Source organism: Armatimonas rosea, assembly GCF_014202505.1.
GTDB classification, from domain to species: domain Bacteria; phylum Armatimonadota; class Armatimonadia; order Armatimonadales; family Armatimonadaceae; genus Armatimonas; species Armatimonas rosea.
Window position 1 is genome coordinate 1436851 of record NZ_JACHGW010000001.1, and the last position, 17883, is coordinate 1454733.

At 64.1% G+C, this 17883-nt stretch carries 17 protein-coding genes; 2 read left to right on the plus strand and 15 right to left on the minus strand.

The window, feature by feature from the left end:
- The 10 genes from cobA to HNQ39_RS06715 form a co-directional block, all read right to left on the minus strand.
- Entirely contained in the window at nt 1-726 is a 726-nt protein-coding gene (gene cobA / locus HNQ39_RS06670) for a uroporphyrinogen-III C-methyltransferase (RefSeq protein WP_184193162.1), read from the minus strand.
- Nucleotides 680-1951, minus strand: coding sequence for an NTP transferase domain-containing protein (locus HNQ39_RS06675; RefSeq protein WP_184193163.1), 1272 nt, complete (start codon nt 1949-1951; stop codon nt 680-682). Before HNQ39_RS06675 ends, cobA begins: the two co-directional genes overlap by 47 nt.
- Before the next feature lie 16 nt (nt 1952-1967).
- On the minus strand, nt 1968-3494 hold the full coding sequence (locus tag HNQ39_RS06680) for a sulfate adenylyltransferase subunit 1 (protein WP_184193164.1): 1527 nt from the start codon (nt 3492-3494) through the stop codon (nt 1968-1970).
- A complete protein-coding gene (cysD, locus tag HNQ39_RS06685; protein WP_221289850.1) occupies nt 3495-4403 on the minus strand; it encodes a sulfate adenylyltransferase subunit CysD in 909 nt (302 codons plus the stop codon). It lies immediately after the preceding gene.
- 86 nt (nt 4404-4489) lie between these two features.
- Entirely contained in the window at nt 4490-6067 is a 1578-nt protein-coding gene (locus HNQ39_RS06690) for a nitrite/sulfite reductase (protein ID WP_184193166.1), read from the minus strand.
- A 117-nt stretch (nt 6068-6184) separates the two neighbouring features.
- Entirely contained in the window at nt 6185-6874 is a 690-nt protein-coding gene (locus HNQ39_RS06695; protein WP_184193167.1) for a phosphoadenylyl-sulfate reductase, read from the minus strand.
- On the minus strand, nt 6867-7148 hold the full coding sequence (locus tag HNQ39_RS06700) for a PQ-loop domain-containing transporter (protein ID WP_184193168.1): 282 nt from the start codon (nt 7146-7148) through the stop codon (nt 6867-6869). The genes HNQ39_RS06695 and HNQ39_RS06700 overlap by 8 nt, the downstream gene beginning before the upstream one ends.
- A gap of 137 nt (nt 7149-7285) precedes the next feature.
- Nucleotides 7286-9538 (minus strand): beta-galactosidase, encoded by a 2253-nt coding sequence (locus HNQ39_RS06705; RefSeq protein WP_184193169.1) that lies wholly within the window; start codon nt 9536-9538, stop codon nt 7286-7288.
- Nucleotides 9539-9572: 34 nt separating this feature from the next.
- Nucleotides 9573-9992 (minus strand): HNH endonuclease, encoded by a 420-nt coding sequence (locus HNQ39_RS06710; RefSeq protein WP_184193170.1) that lies wholly within the window; start codon nt 9990-9992, stop codon nt 9573-9575.
- Between the two features lie 3 nt (nt 9993-9995).
- The gene (locus HNQ39_RS06715) at nt 9996-10223 is read right to left on the minus strand and encodes a hypothetical protein (RefSeq protein WP_184193171.1); all 228 of its coding nucleotides are present in this window, start codon (nt 10221-10223) and stop codon (nt 9996-9998) included.
- Between the two features lie 55 nt (nt 10224-10278).
- Here HNQ39_RS06715 and HNQ39_RS06720 point away from each other — a divergent pair, with 55 nt between their 5' ends.
- Nucleotides 10279-11487 carry a hypothetical protein gene (locus tag HNQ39_RS06720; RefSeq protein WP_184193172.1) on the plus strand — a complete coding sequence of 403 codons (1209 nt, stop codon included), beginning with the start codon at nt 10279-10281 and terminating at the stop codon, nt 11485-11487.
- A gap of 63 nt (nt 11488-11550) precedes the next feature.
- Here HNQ39_RS06720 and HNQ39_RS06725 read toward each other — a convergent pair whose 3' ends face one another.
- The 5 genes from HNQ39_RS06725 to ald form a co-directional block, all read right to left on the minus strand.
- Nucleotides 11551-12279 carry an SDR family oxidoreductase gene (locus HNQ39_RS06725; RefSeq protein WP_184193173.1) on the minus strand — a complete coding sequence of 243 codons (729 nt, stop codon included), beginning with the start codon at nt 12277-12279 and terminating at the stop codon, nt 11551-11553.
- 17 nt (nt 12280-12296) lie between these two features.
- The gene (locus HNQ39_RS06730; protein ID WP_184193174.1) at nt 12297-12722 is read right to left on the minus strand and encodes a hypothetical protein; all 426 of its coding nucleotides are present in this window, start codon (nt 12720-12722) and stop codon (nt 12297-12299) included.
- Nucleotides 12719-13264: an RNA polymerase sigma factor gene (locus HNQ39_RS06735; protein WP_184193175.1), complete on the minus strand. Its 546-nt coding sequence runs from the start codon at nt 13262-13264 to the stop codon at nt 12719-12721. Before HNQ39_RS06735 ends, HNQ39_RS06730 begins: the two co-directional genes overlap by 4 nt.
- 258 nt (nt 13265-13522) lie before the next feature.
- The gene (locus HNQ39_RS06740) at nt 13523-14338 is read right to left on the minus strand and encodes a sugar phosphate isomerase/epimerase family protein (protein ID WP_184193176.1); all 816 of its coding nucleotides are present in this window, start codon (nt 14336-14338) and stop codon (nt 13523-13525) included.
- 164 nt (nt 14339-14502) lie between these two features.
- Nucleotides 14503-15618, minus strand: a complete 1116-nt coding sequence (ald, locus tag HNQ39_RS06745) for an alanine dehydrogenase (RefSeq protein WP_184193177.1) — start codon at nt 15616-15618, stop codon at nt 14503-14505.
- Between the two features lie 136 nt (nt 15619-15754).
- On the opposite strand from ald, the gene HNQ39_RS06750 reads away from it, so the two are divergent.
- On the plus strand, nt 15755-17878 hold the full coding sequence (locus HNQ39_RS06750) for a glycoside hydrolase family 9 protein (protein WP_184193178.1): 2124 nt from the start codon (nt 15755-15757) through the stop codon (nt 17876-17878).
- Nucleotides 17879-17883: the final 5 nt, after the last annotated feature.

Here is a 17883-nt window from a genome sequence, read left to right on the forward strand (position 1 = left end):
CTAGAGGAGCTCCCGCACCCCGACCACGTCCCCGATGACAATAATCGCGGGGGGGAGGATCTCGCTGACGAGGCTCTCGATGGTAGCCAGGGTTCCGGTGACCACGCGCTGCTCGGGGCACGTTGCGGAGGCGATCAGCGCGACCGGGGTGCTCTCGGGCCTGCCGTACTGGCGCTGCTTTTCCAAGATCTTGGGCAGGCGTGCCACTCCCATCAGAAAGACCGCTGTGCCGATTAGGGCCGCCGCCTGCCAGTGGCTCTCGGGGAGGTGGTTGGCCTCGCCCTCCTGCCCGGCAAAGACACAGAACCCAGCGGAGATACCACGGTGGGTGACGGGAATCCCTGCCGCGCCGGGACCGGCAATCGCGGAGGAGACTCCCGGGACCACGGCGTAGGAGATGCCGTGCTGCCGTAGGTAGGCCGCCTCTTCACTGCCGCGCCCAAAGACAAAGGGATCGCCGCCCTTGAGCCGCACGACTGTCTTCCCCTGCTGGGCATGGGCGACCAGCGCCTCGTGGATCGCGTCTTGGCGGGGCTGCGACGGTGAGCCGAGGTCCTTGCCCACATAGAGCCGCTCGGCACCCGCAGGGGCATAGTCCAGCAGCTCTGGGGCGATCAGCCGGTCATAAAGGACCACATCGGCCTGCTGGAGTGCCTTCAGGCCCTTGAGAGTCAGTAGCTCAGGGTCGCCCGGCCCGGCACCCACCAGATAGACAAAACCGCTCATCACACGCTCCTCGCTCTGCTTGAAAGGGACAGGCAACCCTCAGCTCCATCCGCCGGTTGGCCTCGTCTAGGTTGCCCGCTGCCAAGAGCGCCGGAATCTCCGAGTCTAAGACTGCCTCCCAGAACTGCTGCTTGGCCTCAAAGGTGGACAGGGCTGCTTTTACCCGGGGGCGCCAGCTCCCCAGAAAGCTCGCCAGCTCGCCCAGCTCGGGGGTCAGGATCTCCTCGACAATGCGCCGCCGCACCCGCTGGGCCAGCGCGGGGCTGCACCCCGCCGACGAGATCGCGACCTGCATCGGCCCGGAGCGCGCGACAGCGGAGAGGATAAAGTTGCAGAACTTGGGATCGTCCACGGAGTTCCCCAGCCGCCCCTGCCGATCCGCCTCCTGAAAGACCGCTCGGTTGACGGTCTTATCGTTCGTGGCCCCGATGGCGACAAAGGCCTCGGCCTGATCGGTGGGCTCCCAGCGCTTAGGGTGCCACTCAAAGCGCCCCTCCGCGTGCCAGCGCTGGAGCTCCGGGGAGAGCTCCGGGGAGACGACCCGAAGCACCGCCCCGCTCTCAAAGAGCACGGAGAGTTTCTCGCCCGCGACATAACCACCGCCCACGACAACCACAAGCCTCCCACGCAGGTCGAGATAGACCGGCTGGTAGCTGGGCTTGGGACGCTCGGGGCTCTGGGTGAGGCGCTGCCAGCTCTCTGGGTCGTTGGCGCTCTCCAGGTGTGAGGCGAGGGCGGCGGGCAGGGGAGCAAGGCGCAGGAGCCCGGAGGCCAGAAGTGGCTTGAACGAGCGGTCGCCCCGCTCTAGCGCCTGCTGGAGGGTGGGGAGGAGCGCGGGGGTGTAGCGGGCAAAGAGCGGCTGCGGCATGCCGTCGGGGGTGACCGCGACCACCCCAAGCTCACCCGTCTCTTGCGTGCCGAGCCAGCGGAGCGCCTCCACCGAGAGCAAGGGGAGGTCGCAGGGAACCACAAGGAGGGGGCCCTCTGCCTGAGCCAAGGCCGTTGCCAGCGCGGCGAGCGGCCCGGCATCGGGGAGGCTGTCCGGGAGGAAGTGGACATTCTGCAGGTCTGCCTCCCGCCCGACAATCGTGATGCGGGTGTGCCCACTCTCCTGAAGCAGGCGGATCGTGCGGGTGAGCAAGGTCTCGTCGCCGAGCTTGAGGAGCGCTTTGTCCGCTCCCATCCGACGGCTCTTCCCTCCTGCGAGAATGACGGCTTCAGACATAATGGCTAGTGTATCGCTAGATTCCCTCGGCAAAGCCAATGAGGTTGCTCCCCGGGAGAGTGAGGGCCTCTAGCTGGCTCTCGACTGAGGCGCTTGGTTCGCCAAGAGTTAGGACCACGAACCCATTCTCCGCGAGCTCGGGGCCGGGGGCGCTCTCGACAAATGCGGTGTGCCAGCCTTGCGCTGCGAGCCGTCGCTCTAAGGTGGCGGCAGCGGCGCGGCTGGGAACCACGACTAGCCCACCGCGGTGGCCGTGGCGCAGCTCCCGCTCGGTGCGGCTCCAGGGCTCGGCGGCGGCTTCGTGGGCGGAGTCGGGGAGGAGCTCGGTGACCATGCCCGCCGCGACCGGGACACTGGTGGCGGGGTCGAGGAGCAGAAAGCCTCCCAGTTCGCGGCTCTGCTGGTAGGGGTCGAGCAGGAGCGGCTGCGCGAGGGCGATGGTCACTTGCCCCAGCTCATTGAGGCTCAGGCTGCGTGCTTCCTCGTGTTCGAGTGTCTCGACCGCGAGCCGGTACTCAATTTTTTCTACTGTTGCCGTTGCCTGACGCGTGGTGTGTGTGGCGATATAGGGCCGTCCGGGGGCAAGCCCCGCCTCACTGAGCACGCAGACAGTCGCCGTGAAGCGCCGCGCAACTGTCGGTGGGTTCTCGGGCAAGGCGATGAGATCGCCGCGGCTGATATCGACTTCATCGGTGAGCGTGAGCACGACCGACTCACCCGAGCTCGCCTCTGCGAGGTTGCCGTCGGCGGTGACAATCTCTTTCACCACGGAGCGCTTCCCCGAGGGCAGGGCGATAATGGAGTCTCCCGGGCGGACACTGCCCCCCGCGACACGGCCGGCAAAGCCGCGGAAGTTCTGGTGGGGCCGAATCACGCACTGCACGGGAAAACGAAACGGCTCATCGCCGCGGGTCTCGGCGACCGGCAGGCTCTCTAGCCACTCCAGCAGCGACGGCCCACTATAGTAGGGGGTGTTCTGGCTCCGCTCCACGACATTATCGCCCGCCAGCGCCGAGAGAGGAATCGCGGTCGCGGTGACACCCAGCTTGGCCGCAAACGCCGCAAACTCCGCCTCGATCTGGCGGAAGACTCCCTCATCGAAGCCGACCAGGTCCATCTTATTGATCGCGACGGCTAGGTGGGGAACGCGTAGCAGCGCCGAGAGGGCCGCATGCCGTCGCGACTGTTCTAAGAGCCCATTGCGCGCGTCTACCAAGATCACCGCCGCCTGTGCAGTCGAGGCGCCCGTGACCATGTTTCGCGTGTACTGGGCGTGCCCCGGCGTATCAGCGATTATAAAGCGGCGCTTGGGAGTGGCGAAGTAGCGGTAGGCCACATCGATCGTGATCTTCTGCTCCCGCTCGGCGCGCAGGCCATCGGTGAGGAGGGCAAGATCGACCCCGCCATCGTCGCTCTGGCTGGCGCGCTGGATCGCTTCGTACTGGTCATCGGGGATGGCCTTGGAGTCGAAGAGTAGCCGCCCGATCAGTGTCGATTTGCCGTCGTCCACGCTCCCCGCGGTGGAGAATCGCAAGAGTTCCATCTAAAAATACCCCGCGCGCTTGCGGTCTTCCATCGCCGCCTCGGAGCGCTTGTCGTCGCCGCGACCACTGCGCTCGGTCACCCGAAACGTGCGCACTTCCTCGATAATCTGGTCGAGTGTGCTGGCATCGGAGAAGACCGCGCCGGTGACCGTGATATCGCCCATCGTCCGAAAGCGGACGCGGCGCGTCTCGATTTTCTCGCCCGGAAGCAAGGGGAGCAGCTCGGACTCTGCCAGCCAGGTTCCCCGGCGGTTGAAGACCCGGCGCTCGTGGGCAAAGTACAGCGACGGCAGGGCGATCTCACGGGCCTTGATGTAGCGCCAGATATCGAGCTCCGTCCAGTTGGAGAGGGGAAAGACCCGGAAGTGCTCGCCGGGCGCTTTTCGCCCGTTGTAGAGGCTCCAGAGCTCGGGGCGCTGGTTTTTCGGGTCCCACTGGCCGTAGCGGTCCCGGTGGGAGAAGAAGCGCTCTTTTGCCCGCGCTTTTTCTTCGTCGCGCCGTGCTCCCCCTAGCGCCGCATCGGCCCGGAGCTCGTCGAGCGCATCGAGAAGTGTCCGGGTCTGGAGCGCGTTGCGTGTCGCCTCGGGGCCGCTCTCTTCCGTGACTCGCCCGGCGCGGATCGTCTCCTCGACATAGCGCACCAGCAGATCCGCGCGTAGCTCCCGAGCGAGGTTGTCTCGGAATGTCAGGGTCTCCTCGAAGTTATGCCCCGTGTCGATATGCAGGAGCTTGAAGGGAATCCGGGCAGGCGCAAACGCCCGCGCGGCGAGGTGTGCCAGGACGATAGAGTCTTTGCCGCCGGAGAAGAGAAGCACGGGGCGCTCAAACTGTCCGTAGGTCTCCCGCAGGACATAGATGGCTTCGGATTCGAGGGTGGCGAGGGCGGGTTCTAGAGAACCTCTCCCCAACCCCTCACCTAAAGGCAAGGGGCTTTCGGCGACCCCTCTGGCTCCCCCCTTGCCTTTAGGTGAGGGGGGCTGGGGGGGAGAGGTTGTCATGCCGCTTCCACAAACGCCGTGCGCATCAGCGCACCGAGCTCGTCGTCGCTGGCACGGTCAACGAAGCTCCCAAAGTCCTCGTCCTCGTCGCGCTCGTTGAGGTAGCCGTTGAGCAGATTTTCCAGGGCGACCGGGACATCGGTCGCGGGGACCTTACGCCAGATCGGGCGGACAAACTTCGCATCGCGGCCCAGGCGACCGCCGAGCGAGATATCGTAGCCGTCCACGGAACCGCCCTCGGGGAGCTTGACGACACAGCCCTGGAGGCCGATATCGCCGATATGGTGCTGGCCGCAGCCGTTGGGACAGCCATTGAGGTTGATCCGCAGGGGCTCATCGAGCGAGACCGTCTTGTCGAGGTGCCGGACGATCTGCCACATGAGGTTCTTGGTCTCCGTGAGGGCGAGGTTGCAGAACTCACTGCCCGTGCAGGCCACGGCGGCGCGGCGGATCGGGGACGCCACCACGGGAAAGCCGATCGCCTCCAGGCCCGCGACCACAGTGGGGACATCGGCCTCCTTCACATTGACAATCAGCAGGTTCTGCTGGTTGGTCGTGCGGGTATCGCCGGTGCCGTACTCCTTGGCGAGGCGTGCGACCTCGAAGAGCTGCTCGCTGTTCATGCGCCCCGTCAGGACATTGGCCCCGACCCAGAACAGCCCGGGCTGGCTCTGTGGATGCACCCCCACATGGTCGCGGAAGTTGTTGGTCGGCTCGGGCCACTCGGCCTCGGTGAGGGCGGGCTCAGGAACCCAGCTCAGGCGCTTGAGCACCTCTTCTTCGTACTTGGCCGCGCCCCAGTCGGCGACGAGGAACTTGATACGTGCCTTCTTACGGTTCTCCCGGTAGCCCGAGTCCCGGTAGACCTCGGTGACCGCGCGGAAGGCATCGACCAGCTTGTCGGCGGGAATAAAGAAGTTGAGCTTCTGGGCGAGGAACGGCCGCGTGGAAAGACCGCCCCCGACCCGAATGTGAAAGCCTTTCTCTCCGTTCTTGATGACGGCTGTCGCCGCGATATCGTTGATCTCCGGCTGGGAGCAGTGCTCGCAGCAGCCGGTGATAGAGATCTTGTACTTGCGCGGCAGGTCGGCGAACTCCGGGTTGCCGAGGAAGTACTCATGGACCGCCTGGGCGTAGGGCTGGGCATCGAAGGTCTCGTTGGGATCGAGGCCCGCGACGGGGCAGCCGGTGACGTTGCGTGGGATATCGCCGCACGCTCCAAGCGTGCTGATCCCGACCGCGCTGAACTTGGCAAAGATCGCGGGGAAGTCCTGCGGGGCCATCCAGTGGAACTGGAAGTTCTGGCGCGTGGTGATATCGGCGATATTGCGGGCGTAGTCCCGGGTCACTTCCGCGACAGCGATCAGCTGGTCGTAGTTGAGCTGGCCACCGGGTACTTTAATCCGTAGCATGAAAAAGCCGTCCTTGGGCTTCTGCTCGTAGAGCCCCAGCCAGCGCAGGCGGAACATATCGTCGGCATCGATTCCCGCGTAGCCTTCGGCGGCGATCCGCTGCAGGTCGTTCCAGACCTCCAGCCCGCCTTTTTCTTTCTTGATTCGTTCAACGTCGTTCATAATATTCTCCCGCCCCCGTTGGAGGGGGGCGTCTCGCCCCCATAAACGGGGGCGTCTTGCTATCGTCGCAGGCTCCGACACAAAGGCCGTTCCGGCCATGATGCGGTATGGGCGGCATTATTTATGCAGGCCGCACTCTTTCTGTTCGGGGTTTTCCCACCACCAGCGTCCGGCGCGCAGGTCCTCGCCCGGCTCGATGGCGCGGGTGCAGGGGGCGCAGCCGATACTGGGGAAGCCCTGGTCGTGGAGCTTGTTGTAGGGGACGCGGTGGGCCTTGATGTAGTCCCAGACCTGCGCCTCGGTCCAGTCCGCCAGCGGGTTGAGCTTGGCGATACCGCCGTGGGTGGCGTCTGTTTCCCACTTTGGGAGGCTCGCGCGGGTGACCGACTGCTCGCGGCGCTGTCCGGTGATCCAGCCCGCTGCATCCGCGAGAGCGCGGGAGAGCGGCTCGACTTTTCGGAGGTGGCAGCACTCGCGGCGGTTCTCGATCGAGTGATAAAAACTCCCCGGGCCCTTGAGCTGGAGGAGCTGCTGGAGCGGCTCGGTCTGGGGCGTGTAGGCGACAATCTTAATACCATAGCGCTGGTTGAGCTGCTCCCAGAGGTCGTAGGTCTCCTGGTGGAGCCGGCCCGTGTCGAGCACGAAGACTGAGATCGGGAGCTTGTTCTGCGCGATCAGGTCTAGGAGCACGACATCTTCCGCGCCAAAGCTACAGGCCAGCTTGAGGCCGTCGCCGAAGTGTCCCACCGCCTCGGTGAGCAGCGCGGCTGCATCTAGCGACTCTCCGTCCACGCGATGGTCAGACATGCTGCAGGCTCCGGTGCTGTGAGCGGTAGGCGAGTATCTTTGCTAGAAGCGCACCACGGACAAGCGTTCCCACCAGAAAAAAGGCAATAAAGAGCTCGCTGTGTTCGACAATTGCCGCGCTCAGCCCGACCAAGCGCCCAAGGAGGTGGAGACAGAGCCAGAGAAGAGACGCACCGTCGGTGTCGTTTTGCTGGTGGAGCCGCCAGAGCTGCGGTAGCGCACTCGCCTCCACGAGCCAGGTCGCGACAAGCCCAAGAACAATCGGCCAAGACATACTGGAGACAGTGTACTCGCATTATTCTACTTATGCAATCAAAAAAGTAGAATTTGATAAAGGCACAAGTCGCGGAGCGACATCGAGGCCGGAGGCCAGGAGCGAAGCGGTGCCCCTGACCTCCACGTCAGCCGGGATCAGAGGCCGGGGAAGAGAGTTGTGCTGAGAAAGACCCGGTAGGCCTTGATACGCCCGTGGTCGTTGTCCTGGCGTGGCTGGCAGCGGATTCCGGTGACCGTCTGCTCGCTCCCCAGATCGACCACGAGCTGGTGCGGGTGCGCGGTCTTATCGCTGCTCCAGGCCGTGTGCCAGAAGGTCACCGGCTGGAGGTCAAAGACATTGTCCGCCGTCCCGCTCTCCCCAATCAGCTCCTCGCTGTCGGCGTAGGCGATCTTCCAGGCACTGCGTGGCAGGAGCTTGCCGTCTGGCCCCAAGAGCTCTAGCTCGGTGAGGGTGGTGTAGACACTGTTGTCGTGGGCGCTGAGTGCCTCCAGGCAGAGGTAGCGTCCCTTGGCGGGTGCGGCAAAGCGTGCCTCCTGCCACTCGCCGCCGGGGCCGAAGGTGCCCGTGTGCGTGGGGGTGAGGCCCTCCAGCCGCAGGGTCTGGCCTGGCTTGCGATGGCGCTGGCTCAGGTCGACCACGAGCTCATCGAGAATCGGGGCCGTCCTACCTACCACTGTGGCCCTAGTGGGAGTCTCCAGGTCCAGCACGACTAGTGTGTTCTTGCCCTTCTTGAGCCAGCAGCCGGGGCAGTAGAGGGTCTGCTGTGGCCCGATATGCCAGAACCGCCCGAGCGCGTTGCCATTGATCCAGGCCATCCCCTTGCGGAAGCCCTTCATTTCGAGATACGTGTCGCCGGTCTGGGTGAGGGTGAAGCTCCCCCGATGGAACGCCGGCCCCTCGGTGGGAGCCTTCTCGGAGAAGCGCAGGCCTGCCAGCGGCGACTCGCCCCAAGAGAGCGGGAAGACCTCCCAGCCCATGAGCGGCTTGCCATCGAGGCTCGCCTCCCCGACCAGACCTTTTCTATCGTGGATGCCGCGCCCGAAGTTGATGCGCCCCATCGCCTCGACCAGCACATCGAGCTGGGCGGGCTTCTCGCGCGCGGGGAGGCGCAGGGTGGACTGGTTGCGCCGCCGGTCCAGGACCCCCACACGCACGCCGTCCACAAAGACCTGAGTCCAGTCGTGCGCCTCGGCAAGCTTGAGCACGCCCTCAGGCCCAGCGGGGAGCGTGGTGCGGTAGAGCACGGCTCCAAACCCAAGGTCGTAGCTCTCCATCGCGGCGGGCTTCTCGGCGCGGATCGCACGGGGCAGGCTGGCAAAGAGCGGCGCTCGCTCGGTCAGGCTTACTTCGGGGATTGCGATCACGGGAAGAGGCTCCGGGATCGCCGGGAGCGGCTTGCCGTCGGGCTGCCACTTGGCCAGCAGCGCCCGGAGCGCGTGGTACTTTTCCGTGGGCTTGGCAGCCTCATCGAGCGGCGCGTTGTAGTCGTAGCTGGTGACAATCGGATCGTAGGGTGGCCCACCCGCGCCCGCCCAGGGCCCGAAAGTCGTCCCACCGTGGGTCATGTAGAGCGAGAACGAGCCGCCGTTGTCGAGGATCCAGCCCAGGTCCTGGAGCGCTCCCGCGATAGGCCGAGTCTCGTGGGGCTTGCCCCAGTGGTCGAACCAGCCGCTCCAGTACTCGCTCACAAAGACTGGGCCATCCCCGGTGCGCTTGCGCTTGAACTCCGCGACATTGCGCTCGGCGCTATTGCCGAAATTCACGGTGGAGAGGACGCCCGGGAGCGCGTTTTGCGTAAAGTTCGACGACCAGTCACACGCGGTGAGCGGGACATCGGTGAAGCCTGCTGCCAGTAAGAACTTGCGCACCGCCTCCATGTAGGGCCGGTCGGTTCCGTACGCCCCCAGCTCGTTCTCGACTTGGACCAAGGCAATGGGGCCGCCATGGGGGAGCTGCAGAGGTGCCAGCACCCGCCCGACCTCTTTTAAGTAGCGCTCGACCGCGGCGAGGTAGTCCGCATCCGCCGACGAGCGTAGCTGGATGTCTTTCTTCTTGAGGAGCCACCAGGGCAGGCCACCCATCTCCCACTCCGCACAGACATACGGCCCCGGCCGCAGGCAGACCAGAAAGCCCTCCTGCTGAGCGAGCTTGATAAACGCCGCCGCATCGGCCATCCCCGACCAGTCGAACTTGCCGGGGTGGGGCTCGTGGCGGTTCCAGAACAGATAGACCGCCACCGTATTGAGGCCCATCGCACGGAGTAGCTTCAGGCGGTGCGCCCAGTACTCACGCGGAATCCGGGCGAAGTGGAGCTCGCCACACAGGAGGCGAATCGGTTTACCATCGAGGAGAAAATCGGCTTTTCCGATCTCAAAGCGGGAAGACATGGCCTGAATTATACACTGTACAAGAAAACTAGCTTCAGGGATAGAGCCCTCGCAGGTTGAGAGCGACACGCTCTGCCACACGAATGCTTCTATTAAAATCAAAGAGACGGGCTGTCACAATACCCTCAGGAGTCAGGCCGACGAGCTCACCTGTTGGCTGATAGAGAAAGTGTACAGTCCAGTCGTCCCACCGAGGATGAAAAAATCGCGTGAGCTGAGTCGCCTCGGCAGTAAGATAAGAACCCAGATCACTTCCCTTGGCGCGATTACACTCAAAACAGGCAAGGGCTAGGTTACTCTCGATCGTGAGGCCACCATGTTTTTCGCTAATGATATGATCCACCTCACAGCCGAGGAGGGTTGTGATCTCTCGGATTTTGCAATATTCACAACAGTTACCTGCCCGCTCACGCACGCGGCGGCGAAGCTCAGTGGGAATGTAGGTGGTACTCATGAGCTAGGCGGCGATAGGGGATAGGGCACGGGCTTTGGCGAGCCTTACCACATGCTCAAGCTGAGAAAATGTCTCGAGCTCTTGGCGCTCTTCTTCCGTGAGGTTTCCGTCACGCTCGCGCTTCGCAAGCTCCCAAGCACGTGTACGAGACTCTTCAGATAGGTGGAAGCTTGCTAAACCAGGAGCCGATGCGAGAAGCTCAACAAGCTCATCATAGGCGTGTAGTTTCATGCTTCAAATTATAGCACTCGCAGGAAAAGTTGGTAGGTTTGGGGAACCCGTTGGTATGAGACAGCAAGAGCTAGGGGGCTGGAAGGCGGCGCATGAGTGCCATCTTGGGGCGCGGAAGGGCAATCTCGTGGTGCGTACCACGGGCGGCGATCCGTACTTGATCGCGAGCGAGGTGCCGTCGGTGAGCGGGTCGCTGACACTGGAGTGGCGGCAGCGGACAAAGACACGCGGCTCGGCGGAGGTGTTCTGGGGCGATGCCCGCGGTGGGTTTGCGGCGGAGCGCAGTGTCCTAGTGGGCTACACGCCCGGCGAGACATGGCAGGAGCTAAAGGCGACTCTGCCCGTGCAGGGCGCGCTCACGGCACTCCGTCTCGATCCCTGCCAGGGCCAAGGCGAGCTGGCGCTCTCCTGGCTCCGCCTCAAAGATGCCACCGGCAAGCTGGTGCGCGAGTGGAGGTTCACGAACCTCAAAGACGCCGAGCCCGCCGGAGTCCTGCCGCCCGCCGAGAAGTGGGCCTACCTCGACAACGGCAAGCTGAGAATCGGGGTAAAAGTGTCGTCGGGGGCGGCGCTTGGCTGGCTCTCGCTCTCCAAGTCCGAGCGGAACCTGCTCAACCACTGGGACCACGGGCGCCTGGTGCAGCAGAGCTACTACGGCGACGACGACGGCTCGATCTGGGGAAACAAGCCGTGGCGCTGGAACCCGGTGCAGGGCGGGGACTACAAAGGGACGGCGGCGAAAGTGCTGGCGCTCAAGATCGGCAAGACCGAGCTCTACGCCAAGACCATGGGGCGCAACTGGGCGGGCTGTACGGACTTGCCCGAGGCGATCTTCGAGCAGTGGATCACACTCAAGGGCGAGCTCGCGCAGGTGAAGTACCGCCTGACCTACTCCGGGACCCACTCCCACGCCAGCCGTCACCACGAGATTCCCGCGATCTTTCTAGAGCCCGACCTCGACACGCTGGTGGTTGGGGGCAACGAAGCGGCGCGCAGCAAGCCCGGCTGGCCCAACGAGGGCCGCAAGCTCCCCGAGCACTGGGCGGCCTACGTGGACAAAGATGAGTTCGGGGTGGGGGCGAAGGTGCCTATCGCCGATGAGCTGACCTGCTACCGCTTCGGCGACGGCAAGCCGGAGCACGGGAGCTGCTCGTACTTTGCGCCGCTGACCAAGTTTGCGATCACGCCCGGCATGGTCTTCACCTATGAGCTCTACTTGACCTGCGGGACGCTCTCCCAGATTCGGCAGCGACTTACCCCCTAACCCCCGTGCAACAGGGGGAATACAAGGAATCTGCTTCCTATTTGTCCCCCCGCCCGGCGGGGGTTAGGGGGTGGGCTCGGTGGAGCCGATAAAGTCGATGTGCCCCGACTCTAGGTTGTTGTTGGTGGCGGAGGCGACAATGGCGGCAGCAAACTCAGCGATTGTCGGGAGATCGCGGCTGCTGTCTAGAGTGCCTTTCTGGAGGCGCTCCAGGAGCTTGACCGTGATGGTCCCCTCAATGCCGTCGCCGCTGACAATCGTGAGGCGGATGCCCAAGGCCTCCAGCGCCGGAATGCGGGCCCGGAGCGCGTCCTCGCCCGCTTTCTTGCTCGCCGCCACGGCCTCGTAGGCGGGGGCGACCGGGTGTGTCCCGTAGAAGTGCGCCCAGTGGCTGGTGACAAAGACCACGCGGCCTCCCGGTGGCATCAGCGGCAAGAGGGCATCGAGCGTGGCTAGCTGGGAGTCCCGGTTGAGCCGGAGCGCGTAGTCGGCGTCTCTGTCTTTCTCCATCCCACCGCTGGCATTGAGGATCAGCAGGTCTAGCCGCCCAAACTCATGGTGGACACGCTCCGCCATCGCAGTGCGCTCCTCGGGTTCGGTGATATCGGCCTGCGCGAGCAGAGCACGCCGCCCGAGTGCCCGCACCTGCGCGGCGACCTCCTCGGCGCGCGGCCCCTTGCTCCGGTAGTTGATGACAATATCGACTCCCTGCTCCGCAAGCAAGAGAGCCGTTGCCGCTCCAATGCCACGCGAGGCCCCCGTGATGAGGGCGACGTTTCCTATGCGCTCCATAACGGAGAGTATACCCGTCAGCGCTTCTTACGTGGGGGATGGTCTGAGACGGCAGGGCTACCGGCGACAGGGGGTGTGGTGTTGCACTCTTCGGCGGTGGTCGGGGACGAGGCAGCGGCGGGGCGGGGGACAGGGTTGGCGGAGCGCCACTCCACGACAAAGGCCGTGGTCGCACCAACAATCAGCACGATGAGCCCGAGGAGCATCCCAAGGGGCGCAGGGTAGGCGGGGCCGCTGGTGAGAGCCGCAAACCGAGGCTGCTGGCCGGGCTGGGTGAGGCCCTGGGCAAGCCGGGAAGACACCTGGGCGTAGGCCTTGAGCTGCGCACGGCAGGCAGGACAGCCCGCGAGGTGGAGGTACTGGCGGAGTCGTCCGGTGAGGGGGAGCTCACGGTGCACCAGCAAGAGCAGGGCCTCGTCGTTGCACGTGGAGAGATTTTTCATGGGTGTGCTTCTTCCTGATTTGTCATTCCACTGAGCCGGAGGCTGCGCGCGTGTGCTTGGTAGAAGTGGTATTTTACCGTATTGAGGTTACGGTCCAGGACCAGAGCGACCTCGGCGAGAGTTAGGTCATCAAAGTAGTAGAGCTCCAGGAGGAGACGCTGCTCATCGGGGAGCTGTGCGAGGAGCGCCCGTGCCCAGAGCGCGTTCTCTGTGGCAGCCAAGCCTGTGTCCACCGGCTCTTGTGCAAGCTGGTCGAAGGGGACCTCGCGCGACGAGCGGCGCATGCTGTCGGCCACTTTATGGAGCGCGATTCGGTAGAGCCAGGTCTTGAGGCGCACCCGCGGCTCGAAGGCGGGGAGGGCAGACCAAGCCGCCAAGAAGGTCTCCTGGATCACGTCCTCGACCGCGTCGCTGGGAAGGCGGCGTCGGAGGAACCCACGCAGCGGGGTCTGATGGAGCTGGACGAGGCCATCAAAGGCAGCACGGTCGCCGCGCTGGGCACGGAGCAACAGGCTACGCTCCGATGAGGCGCGGAGTGCCATACTTCCCTTTTCCGTTTCGTTGCGAATTCCTTCCACTGTAAAGCTTCTATCGGGAAGGAGCCGCCAATAGTTGGCCCTCATCAAAGAATTTTAGCACACCCTCGCACAAACGCCGCCGCGAGCCTAGGACGGAGATCGTCCGGCTATGGGGCGTCGTCCCTCCGCCGCCTCGCTTCGCTCGGAAAAATCTTGTACCGACGAGGAACGAGGAGGCGGCCGAAGGCCCGGGTACCCTCTGGGTGAGCCGGACGATCTCCGTCACGGCATCTGTGCCCGCACAAACGCCGCCGCGAGCCGGTACTCCTCCTCGTTGGGCAGGTGCTCCAGCATAAAGGGCGTGTCGGGGGGGAGCGCACTCATTTCCTCCAAAAAGACGCTGTAGTCCAGTTCGCCCAGGCCGGGGCGCACTTCGTCGAGATGCACCGTGAGGTTCTCCCGCAGCGCGATATCTTTGGCATGTACTCCCACAATCTGCGGCCCAAGTAGCGCAAAGCACTCGCGCAGGAGGGTGGCATTGTTGAAGTAGCGCGCGGGGCAGTTGATGAGGTTCACCGGATCAAGGTGCACCGCGACACTCTTGCGGTCGATGGCCTGCATCAAGTCTAGGTAGCTCTGCGGCGAGTCCGGGTACATCCAGGGCATGGTCTCCAGCGTGTAGACCGCCCGATCGGGCTGGACTGCGTCCACGATCTCCTGGACACTCTCGACAATCTGCGCAAACGCCGCCTCGGTTAAATCCTCGGCACAGGGTCCGTCCCATTTTCCCCCCAATGACCCCGCGATATTGACACAGCACACCGCCCCGATCTTGTCCGCCAGCGCGAGCTGCCGCTTACAAAACTTCCGCGCCTCGCGCCGCGTTTGTGGGTCTTGGGAGAGGGGATTGCTCCACGCCCCGACCTCCGCGATCACAATATCGGCCTCTCGCGCCGCTTGGGCGTAGGCTGCAATGGTTGTCTTGGATGCGTCGTTCTTCACCGGGCAGTACGCCGCCCGGTAGCCCGCCGCCTGCACCGCGGCGACCCATCTCTGGGGTGTCGAAATATCCCCGAAAACGGGGCCACCTAATCTCATGGTGGTTATTATACGGGCGGCTAAAGCGGCCCGCCGTTGCGGCAAGACCCATGAATGGGCCTGGAAGCATCTTTGCTAGCCCCTCTTCCCGCGACGAAGGAGCAACGCCCAGAGGGCACCCGGGAAGAGGGGAGACGAGGAACGAGCCGAGGAGATGGCCCTAACTATCCCAGTAGGCTCTCCGGGGCGACAAAGGGGATATTGAACTCCTCGGAGAGGGGCTCGTAGGTGAGCTTGCCTTCGACAATATTGAGGCCCTTGCGGAGCCCGGCATCGTCCTTGAGGGCCTTCTTCCAGCCTTTTTTGGCGAGGGAGAGAACATACGGGAGGGTCGCGTTGGTGAGCGCGGCGGTCGACGTGTGCGGGACCGCGCCGGGCATGTTGGCGACTCCGTAGTGCAGGACACCGTCCACGAAGTAGGTCGGGTTCTGGTGGGTAGTGGGGTGGGTCGTCTCGATACAGCCGCCTTGGTCCACGGCTACGTCTACGATTACGGCGCCTTTTTTCATCTGCGCGACCACGGTGCGGGGGACCAGTGTCGGGGCTTTTGCGCCCTTAAGCAGCACGGCCCCGATGAGGAGATCGGCCTGGAGGGCTTTCTCGCGGATCGCGGCGAGGGTGGAGTAGAGGGTCGTCACGTTCTTAGGCATGACATCGTCGAGGTAGCGCAGGCGCGGGATCGAGACATCAAAGAGGCTCACATTGGCCCCAAGGCCTGCTGCCATCTTCGCCGCCTCGGTGCCGACCATGCCGCCCCCGATAATCACGACATTGGCGGGCGCGACACCGGGGACGCCACCGAGCAAAATTCCACGGCCACCCATCGCGCGCTCCAGGTACTTGGCGCCCTCTTGCACCGCCATGCGCCCCGCCACCTCGCTCATCGGGGCGAGCAGCGGGAGCAGGCCATCGGGGGTCTCGACCGTCTCATAGGCGATACAGATCGCGCCGGACTCCAGGCAGGCATCGGTGAGGGCGCGGCTGGCGGCGAAGTGGAAGTAGGTGAAGAGAATCTGCCCCGCGCGCATCAGCGGCCACTCCTGCGGCAGGGGCTCCTTGACCTTGACCACCATCTCGCAGCGGGCAAAGACCTCCTCCGCCGACGAGACAATCTGCGCTCCGGCCGCGGCGTAGTCTTCGTCCTCGAAGTTGATCCCGGAGCCACAGCAGGTCTCGGCCAGAACGGTGTGGCCTGCGGTTACCAGCGCCTCGACGCCCGCGGGTAGGAGCCCCACCCGGTTCTCGTCGTCTTTTATCTCGCGAATTACTCCAACTATCATAGCAAGAGTATACCCAATTAATTGGGACAGTCTACTTTGAGGCAGAAGGCTGAGAGGAATTTATACGGGAAGCGGCTTGGGGATATGGAATAACTTAGGTAGATACAAATTACAGTCTATAGTAGGAAAGTTATATATGTTTCGCCTCGTCGATCTCTCCACCGCAACGCCGGATATTCTCGTGGTTATTCTAGAGTCAGGACTGCACAACGCCCCAGGGGCGGTCTCCTTGCCGGATCAGAACCCCGCCGCCTGGAGCTTGGACGGCAGCCAGCCCTCGGTGGTGAGCTGCTACGCCATGCCCTGGGACGAAGAAAAGGCGATCTTTGGGCGGCCCAATCTCTACCCCGTGACCATGCGCTACTGGGTCTTTCTGCGCCTCCCACAGACCTTCCAAGAGGGGAGGACCTATTTTCTGAGCACCCCCTACGGCACCCGCACCTGGACCTTTCGGAGCTGGGAGACACGCTGTGAGTCGATCAAGGTCAACCAGGTGGGCTACAACCAGCGGTGCACGTCGCGCTATGCCAACTTCGGGGTCTACTTGGGCGATGGGGGCTCCCTCTTGCTACCATCGCTGCCGCCCTACGAGGTGGTTCATGAGCCCACCGGGACGGTCGTCTACCAGGGCATGGGCAGCTACGTGGGCAACGATACGACAGTCTCGGGGACAGCGGTGAGCTCGGGGGAGCAGGTCTATCGGCTCCGGCTCGATGCGGTGCCGCCGGGCGGGCCGTACTTTATCTCCGTGCCGGGCTGTGGGCGCTCCTACTCGTTTGGGATCGGGGACGAGTACAGCCGGCAGCTCGCGCGGACGATCACCCGGGGGCTCTACCACCAGCGCTGTGGGATCGCGCTGGAGGCTCCCTACACGCAGTACACGCGCCCGTGCTGTCATGCTGAGGTGGTCGATACGCGGACGATCTGGTCCCGCAGTGGCTTTATCAGCGCCTCGCCGCTGACACCGCGCAAGCCGATCTCGGGGGGCTACCACGATGCGGGCGACTTTGATCGGCGGCCCTTTCACACGATTATCTCCGTGCTGATGCTCTCGTACTTCGACTCGTTTCCGGGGAACTTTGTCGATAACCAGTACAACATCCCCGAGTCGGGCGATGGCATGCCGGACTTCCTGAGCGAGGCACTCTGGGGCGTGCGGCTCTGGGAGAACCTCCAGGTGACCGAGGTCGCCGACCCGGACTGTGGGGGAGTCTGTGTGGGCACCGAGACCTTTGCCAATGTCAACTACGGGATCGACAGCGCCGCCAACGACCGTCGCCTCTACGGCACATGGGAGGTCCAGGTGGAGCACACCGCCACCTGCGCGGGGATCTTCGCTCAGGCCGCGCGGCTGGTCCAGCGCTACGACCCCACACGCGCCCAGGCGCTCCTGGCACGCGCCGAGCTGGCCTGGGGCTTTCTCCTGCAGCGTGCCAATGTCGGCGCTCCCAAGACCTGCTTCCTCTATGCCGCGCTCCAGCTCTACCTGGCGACGGGCGAGCTGAGCTACCATAGCCTCTTCCAGAGCGCCGCGAACGCGATTGTGCTGAGCGTGGGGGTCTGGCCCGAGCAGTACCAGCCAGGAAATAGCAATGCCTTCTGCCAGACCGCACACTTTGTGAGCTATCTACTCGCCCACGGACGCTCCGTGGACAGTGCCTTTGCCTACGCGCTCCGGGCGAAGATCCTCCAGTTTGCCGACCGCGGCGGCTACATGGGCCCGCCCCCGGAGAACCTGCCCTACCCGCAGGGGGTGACCAAGTCGCTGGGCTGGGGCTCGGGGACAGCGCAGGGGCGCTACGCCGACCTCTATGCCTTCGCCTGGCTCTTCACCACCGACCCGGTCAAGAAGCAGCGCTACTTCAATGCGGTCAGCCAGTACGCCGACTATGCTTTAGGGCTGAATCCGCTGGGGATCTCGTACTACACAGGGCTAGGGAGCTCCCAGCTCAACTCCCCGCTCCAGTGCGACTCCTACTTCACGAAGGAGGGCCTCAGCGACGGGCTGAACGCTAGCCACCAAGGCCAGCCCAAGGGGAATGTCCCTGGGATTCTGGTCTATGGTCCCACCATGAACCGGAGCGCGGTCGGCTACCAGAAAGCGGTCTCCGATAAGCTCTACCCGACCTGGGACAACCTACCGGGCCAGCGGCGCTATGCCCAGGGCTGGTCTCTGATTAATAGCAACGAGTTCACGACCTGGGAGACCATGGTCTGGAATGTCGTGATGCACGGCTTCCTCTACAACGCGGGGCAGTAAGCGGC

What these genes read in the sequence shown, in the direction of transcription:
- HNQ39_RS06735 (WP_184193175.1), bottom strand. Translation starts at nt 13,264, where the DNA reads ATGGCACTCCGCGCCTCATCGGAGCGTAGCCTGTTGCTCCGTGCCCAG.
- HNQ39_RS06705 (WP_184193169.1), bottom strand. Translation starts at nt 9,538, where the DNA reads ATGTCTTCCCGCTTTGAGATCGGAAAAGCCGATTTTCTCCTCGATGGT.
- HNQ39_RS06690 (WP_184193166.1), bottom strand. Translation starts at nt 6,067, where the DNA reads ATGAACGACGTTGAACGAATCAAGAAAGAAAAAGGCGGGCTGGAGGTC.
- ald (WP_184193177.1), bottom strand. Translation starts at nt 15,618, where the DNA reads ATGATAGTTGGAGTAATTCGCGAGATAAAAGACGACGAGAACCGGGTG.
- HNQ39_RS06725 (WP_184193173.1), bottom strand. Translation starts at nt 12,279, where the DNA reads ATGGAGCGCATAGGAAACGTCGCCCTCATCACGGGGGCCTCGCGTGGC.
- HNQ39_RS06720 (WP_184193172.1), top strand. Translation starts at nt 10,279, where the DNA reads ATGAGACAGCAAGAGCTAGGGGGCTGGAAGGCGGCGCATGAGTGCCAT.
- HNQ39_RS06710 (WP_184193170.1), bottom strand. Translation starts at nt 9,992, where the DNA reads ATGAGTACCACCTACATTCCCACTGAGCTTCGCCGCCGCGTGCGTGAG.
- HNQ39_RS06730 (WP_184193174.1), bottom strand. Translation starts at nt 12,722, where the DNA reads ATGAAAAATCTCTCCACGTGCAACGACGAGGCCCTGCTCTTGCTGGTG.
- HNQ39_RS06700 (WP_184193168.1), bottom strand. Translation starts at nt 7,148, where the DNA reads ATGTCTTGGCCGATTGTTCTTGGGCTTGTCGCGACCTGGCTCGTGGAG.
- HNQ39_RS06740 (WP_184193176.1), bottom strand. Translation starts at nt 14,338, where the DNA reads ATGAGATTAGGTGGCCCCGTTTTCGGGGATATTTCGACACCCCAGAGA.
- HNQ39_RS06715 (WP_184193171.1), bottom strand. Translation starts at nt 10,223, where the DNA reads ATGAAACTACACGCCTATGATGAGCTTGTTGAGCTTCTCGCATCGGCT.
- HNQ39_RS06675 (WP_184193163.1), bottom strand. Translation starts at nt 1,951, where the DNA reads ATGTCTGAAGCCGTCATTCTCGCAGGAGGGAAGAGCCGTCGGATGGGA.
- HNQ39_RS06695 (WP_184193167.1), bottom strand. Translation starts at nt 6,874, where the DNA reads ATGTCTGACCATCGCGTGGACGGAGAGTCGCTAGATGCAGCCGCGCTG.
- HNQ39_RS06750 (WP_184193178.1), top strand. Translation starts at nt 15,755, where the DNA reads ATGTTTCGCCTCGTCGATCTCTCCACCGCAACGCCGGATATTCTCGTG.
- HNQ39_RS06680 (WP_184193164.1), bottom strand. Translation starts at nt 3,494, where the DNA reads ATGGAACTCTTGCGATTCTCCACCGCGGGGAGCGTGGACGACGGCAAA.
- cobA (WP_184193162.1), bottom strand. Translation starts at nt 726, where the DNA reads ATGAGCGGTTTTGTCTATCTGGTGGGTGCCGGGCCGGGCGACCCTGAG.